Here is a 5,159-nt window from a genome sequence, read left to right as displayed (position 1 = left end):
CCCGCGGGGCCCCGGGGTGCGTATAGTTAATCCCCGCGCAGCGACGGGGCAGGCGCCCCCGACCAGCGCGGCGAACCTTGAAAACCGGATACTGCGATCGAGAGATCGACGAAGACAGACCAGCGAAATTCGAATCTCTGACACACAGAGACGTCAATTTCAGCGAATCCGAGATCAGCGGGATCTTTGGACGGGACGGACCGACCACTCACACTGTAAGGCGGCTCTAGGCCGCCTGGCATTTGAACGGAGAGTTCGATCCTGGCTCAGGATGAACGCTGGCGGCGCGCCTAACACATGCAAGTCGAACGGTTAAAGCACCTCCGGGTGTGCATAAAGTGGCGAACGGCTGAGTAACACGTGGGCAACCTGCCCCTCGCACCGGGACAGCCTCGGGAAACCGTGGATAATACCGGATACTCCGGACCCCCCGCATGGGGGGACCGGGAAAGCCCAGACGGCGAGGGATGGGCCCGCGGCCTGTTAGCTAGTTGGTGGGGCAACGGCCCACCAAGGCGATTATGGGTAGCTGGGTTGAGAGACCGACCAGCCAGATTGGGACTGAGACACGGCCCAGACTCCTACGGGAGGCAGCAGTGGGGAATCTTGCGCAATGGGCGAAAGCCTGACGCAGCGACGCCGCGTGCGGGACGAAGGCCTTCGGGTCGTAAACCGCTTTCAGCAGGGACGAGGGGGAAACCTGACGGTACCTGCAGAAGAAGCCCCGGCTAACTACGTGCCAGCAGCCGCGGTAATACGTAGGGGGCGAGCGTTATCCGGATTCATTGGGCGTAAAGCGCTCGTAGGCGGTCCGTTAGGTCGGGAGTCAAATCCGGGGGCTCAACCCCCGCCCGCTCCCGATACCGGCGGACTTGAGTTTGGTAGGGGAAGGCGGAATTCCAAGTGTAGCGGTGGAATGCGCAGATATTTGGAAGAACACCGGTGGCGAAGGCGGCCTTCTGGGCCACAACTGACGCTGAGGAGCGAAAGCTAGGGGAGCGAACAGGATTAGATACCCTGGTAGTCCTAGCCGTAAACGATGGACACTAGGTGTGGGGGGAGAGTCCCTCCGTGCCGCAGCTAACGCATTAAGTGTCCCGCCTGGGGAGTACGGCCGCAAGGCTAAAACTCAAAGGAATTGACGGGGGCCCGCACAAGCAGCGGAGCATGTGGCTTAATTCGAAGCAACGCGAAGAACCTTACCAGGGCTTGACATCTAGGTGAAGCGGCGGAAACGCCGTGGCCGAGAGGAGCCTAGACAGGTGGTGCATGGCTGTCGTCAGCTCGTGTCGTGAGATGTTGGGTTAAGTCCCGCAACGAGCGCAACCCCCGTCGCATGTTGCCAGCGGTTCGGCCGGGCACCCATGCGAGACCGCCGGCGTCAAGCCGGAGGAAGGTGGGGATGACGTCAAGTCATCATGCCCCTTATGTCCTGGGCTGCACACGTGCTACAATGGCCGGCACAATGGGCTGCCACCGCGCGAGCGGGAGCGAATCCCCAAAGCCGGCCCCAGTTCGGATTGGAGGCTGCAACCCGCCTCCATGAAGTCGGAGTTGCTAGTAATCGCGGATCAGCACGCCGCGGTGAATGCGTTCCCGGGCCTTGTACACACCGCCCGTCACACCACCCGAGTCGATTGCACCCGAAGTCGTCGGCCCAACCTCGTGAGGGAGGCGCCGAAGGTGTGGTTGGTAAGGGGGGTGAAGTCGTAACAAGGTAGCCGTACCGGAAGGTGCGGCTGGATCACCTCCTTTCTAGGGAGAATCGCCTCTTTAGAAGAGAACAACATGACGGCGGACGTCCCCGCCAGTCCCGCTGATGCCTTCGTCGCGCCCCCCGGGGCGCGCAGTGTCCGGTCTCGAGGGCTCGCCCTCGCCGTACCTTGAGAGCTGCATAGCGTGACGAAAGATTTTCCTCAAAGAAGATCGCATCTGAAGACGCGGCGGCGCCAGCCGCCGCGAGACTTTAAGTATGTTCGAGCCATCGAAGAGAAGATGGTAAGGGCAAACGGTGGATGCCTTGGCACAGGAAGCCGACGAAGGACGTGACAAGCTGCGATAAGCCGCGGTTAGGGGCACTTGCCCGCTCGACCCGCGGATCTCCGAATGGGCGAACCCGACGGGAGTCATTTCCCGTCACCGCCGGCCGAACACATAGGCCGGTGGGAGGCAACCGGGGGAACTGAAACATCTAAGTACCCCGAGGAAGAGAAATCAATCGAGATTCCCCTAGTAGTGGCGAGCGAACGGGGACCTAGGACAAACCGGCGGCCGCGCAAGCGCCGCCGGGGTTGTAGGGCCAAGCACTGCGCAGTTACAAAACCTCGTGGAAGCGGAACGGCATGGGAAGGCCGGCGGGACAGGGTTAGAGCCCCGTACGCGAATCCGCGAGGACTGCCGCTTGGTTCCTGAGTACCGCCGGACACGTGAAACCCGGTGGGAAGCTGGGGGGTCCACCCTCCAATCCTAAATACTCTCCTGTGACCGATAGTGGACCAGTACCGTGAGGGAAAGGTGAAAAGCACCCCGGGAGGGGAGTGAAATAGTACCTGAAACCGTTTGCCTACAAGCAGTCGGAGCAGCGCTTGCGCTGTGACGGCGTGCCTTTTGTAGAATGAGCCAGCGAGTTACGGCGCGTGGCGAGGTTAAGCCACGAAGCGAGCCGCAGCGAAAGCGAGTCCGAAACGGGCGAGCAGTCGCGCGCCGTAGACGCGAAGCCGGGTGAGCTATCCATGGGCAGGCTGAAGCGGGGGTAAGACCCCGTGGAGGGCCGAACCCACCTAGGTTGAAAACTGGGGGGATGACCTGTGGATAGGAGTGAAAGGCCTATCAAACCCGGAGATATCTCGTTCTCCCCGAAATAGCTTTAGGGCTAGCCTCGGACGTTTACCTGCGGGGGTAGAGCACTGAATGGACGCGGGGGCCTCACCGCCTACCAACTCCAATCAAACTCCGAATACCGCCGGTCCAGAGTCCGGGAGTCAGAACATGTGGGCTAAGCTGTGTGTTCGAAAGGGAAACAGCCCAGACCGCCCGCTAAGGTCCCGAAGTCCGTGCTAAGTGGCAAAGGATGTGCGTTTGCCTAGACAACCAGGATGTTGGCTTAGAAGCAGCCATTCATTTAAAGAGTGCGTAATAGCTCACTGGTCGAGTGGACATGCGCCGACAATATACGGGGCTAAGCACGGCACCGAAGCGGCGGACTAGATTTCATCTAGTGGTAGGGGAGCTTTCCGTCTGGGGCGAAGCCGCGGGACGACCCGCGGTGGACCGGCCGGAAGTGAGAATGCTGGCATGAGTAACGAGAGCGGCGTGGGAAACGCCGCCGCCGTAAACCCAAGGTTTCCTGGGCGAGGCTAATCCTCCCAGGGTCAGTCGGGAGCTAAGGCGAGGCCGGAAGGCGTAGCCGATGCACAGCAGGTCGACATTCCTGCACCCCCGAACGGGCGCTATCACCGATGGGGCGACGGAGAAGGGTAGCTGGACGGGGTTCTGGACGTCCCCGCGATGGCACGTAGGCTGAGGGGTAGTGAAACGCGCCCCTCGCGACGGCTGAGGTGCCGGACGAAGCGACTGAGCGAAGCCAGTGAGCCCATGCTTCCAAGAAAACCCCCTAGGGAGCCCGCAGGGGCCCGTACCGCAAACCGACACAGGTGGGTGGGTAGAGCATACCAAGGCGATCGGGAGAACCATGGTTAAGGAACTCGGCAAAATTGCCCCGTAACTTCGGGAGAAGGGGTGCCGCCTCGGGTGGAGGGACTTGCTCCCCGAGCCCAGGGCGGCCACAGTAAATAGGCCCAAGCGACTGTTTATCAAAAACACAGGACTCTGCTGAAGTCGTAAGACGACGTATAGGGTCTGACGCCTGCCCGGTGCCGGAAGGTCACGAGGAGCCGTCAGCGCGAGCGAAGCGGCGAATCCAAGCCCCGGTAAACGGCGGCCGTAACTATAACGGTCCTAAGGTAGCGAAATTCCTTGTCGGGTAAGTTCCGACCTGCACGAAAGGCGTAACGATTTGGGCGCTGTCTCAACCATGGACCCGGTGAAATTGCACTAGTCGTGAAGATGCGACTTACCCGCGGAAGGACGGAAAGACCCCGTGAACCTTTACTGCAGCTTGACATTGGCTGCCGGTTCGTCGTGTAGAGGATAGGTGGGAGACGCTGAACCAGGGACGCCAGTCTCTGGGGAGTCGCCCTTGGAATACCACCCTCGACGTTCTGGCATCCTAACCCGCGACCGTCACCCGGCGTGGGGACCGTGTCAGGTGGGTAGTTTGACTGGGGCGGTCGCCTCCTAAAGAGTAACGGAGGCGCACGTAAGGTCTGCTCAGGACGGTCGGCAACCGTCCCTTTGAGTGCAAGAGCATAAGCAGGCTTGACTGCGAGACGGACAGGTCGAGCAGATGGGAAACCAGGTTCTAGTGATCCGGCGGCTCAGCGTGGTATGGCCGTCGCTCAACGGATAAAAGGTACTCCGGGGATAACAGGCTGATCTTCCCCAAGAGTCCACATCGACGGGAAGGTTTGGCACCTCGATGTCGGCTCATCGCATCCTGGGGCTGGAGCAGGTCCCAAGGGTATGGCTGTTCGCCATTTAAAGCGGTACGCGAGCTGGGTTCAGAACGTCGTGAGACAGTTCGGTCCCTATCCTCCGTGGGCGTAGGAGAACTGAGGGAGGCTGCCCCTAGTACGAGAGGACCGGGGTGGACGGACCTCCGGTGTACGGGTTGTCGACCAACGGCACTGCCCGGTAGCTGAGTCCGGTTCGGATAACCGCTGAAAGCATCTAAGCGGGAAGCCAGTCCCGAGATGAGTTCTCCCTTCGGTAAGGCCACTCGTAGACTACGAGTTCGATAGGCCGCAGATGTAAGCCCCGCGAGGGGTTGAGTCGAGCGGTACTAATCGGCCGAGCTCTTCTCTTCATTCCAAGCTCGAGCGATCCCAGAGGGAAGCCCGACGTCACGCTGTGCGGCCCCCAGGGCACGGCGCGGAGCCGCCCCTGACAGCAGAATGCCCCTTGTTGGTCAGCGACCATGGCAGGGGAGGCACACCCGGTCCCATTCCGAACCCGGAAGTTAAGCCCCCGAGCGCCGATGGTACTGCGGAGTAGTCCGTGGGAGAGCAGGACGTCGCTGACCAACAAGGGGCATTTTGCGT

Annotated in this window: 3 rRNA genes; all 3 read left to right on the top strand. The window is 61.0% G+C overall.

What is annotated here, in order from left to right:
* The first annotated feature begins 243 nt into the window (after positions 1-243).
* Positions 244-1,755: ribosomal RNA gene (locus E0L17_RS10800) — 16S ribosomal RNA — on the top strand.
* A gap of 233 nt (positions 1,756-1,988) precedes the next feature.
* Positions 1,989-4,924: ribosomal RNA gene (locus E0L17_RS10795) — 23S ribosomal RNA — on the top strand.
* Between the two features lie 101 nt (positions 4,925-5,025).
* A 5S ribosomal RNA gene (gene rrf, locus E0L17_RS10790) occupies positions 5,026-5,140 on the top strand.
* The 16S, 23S and 5S rRNA genes sit together here, the layout of an rRNA operon.
* Positions 5,141-5,159 lie beyond the last annotated feature (19 nt).

This window comes from Olsenella sp. SW781 (assembly GCF_012027725.1).
Lineage (GTDB): Bacteria > Actinomycetota > Coriobacteriia > Coriobacteriales > Atopobiaceae > Thermophilibacter.
This window is presented reverse-complemented; position numbering and strand designations above follow the sequence as displayed.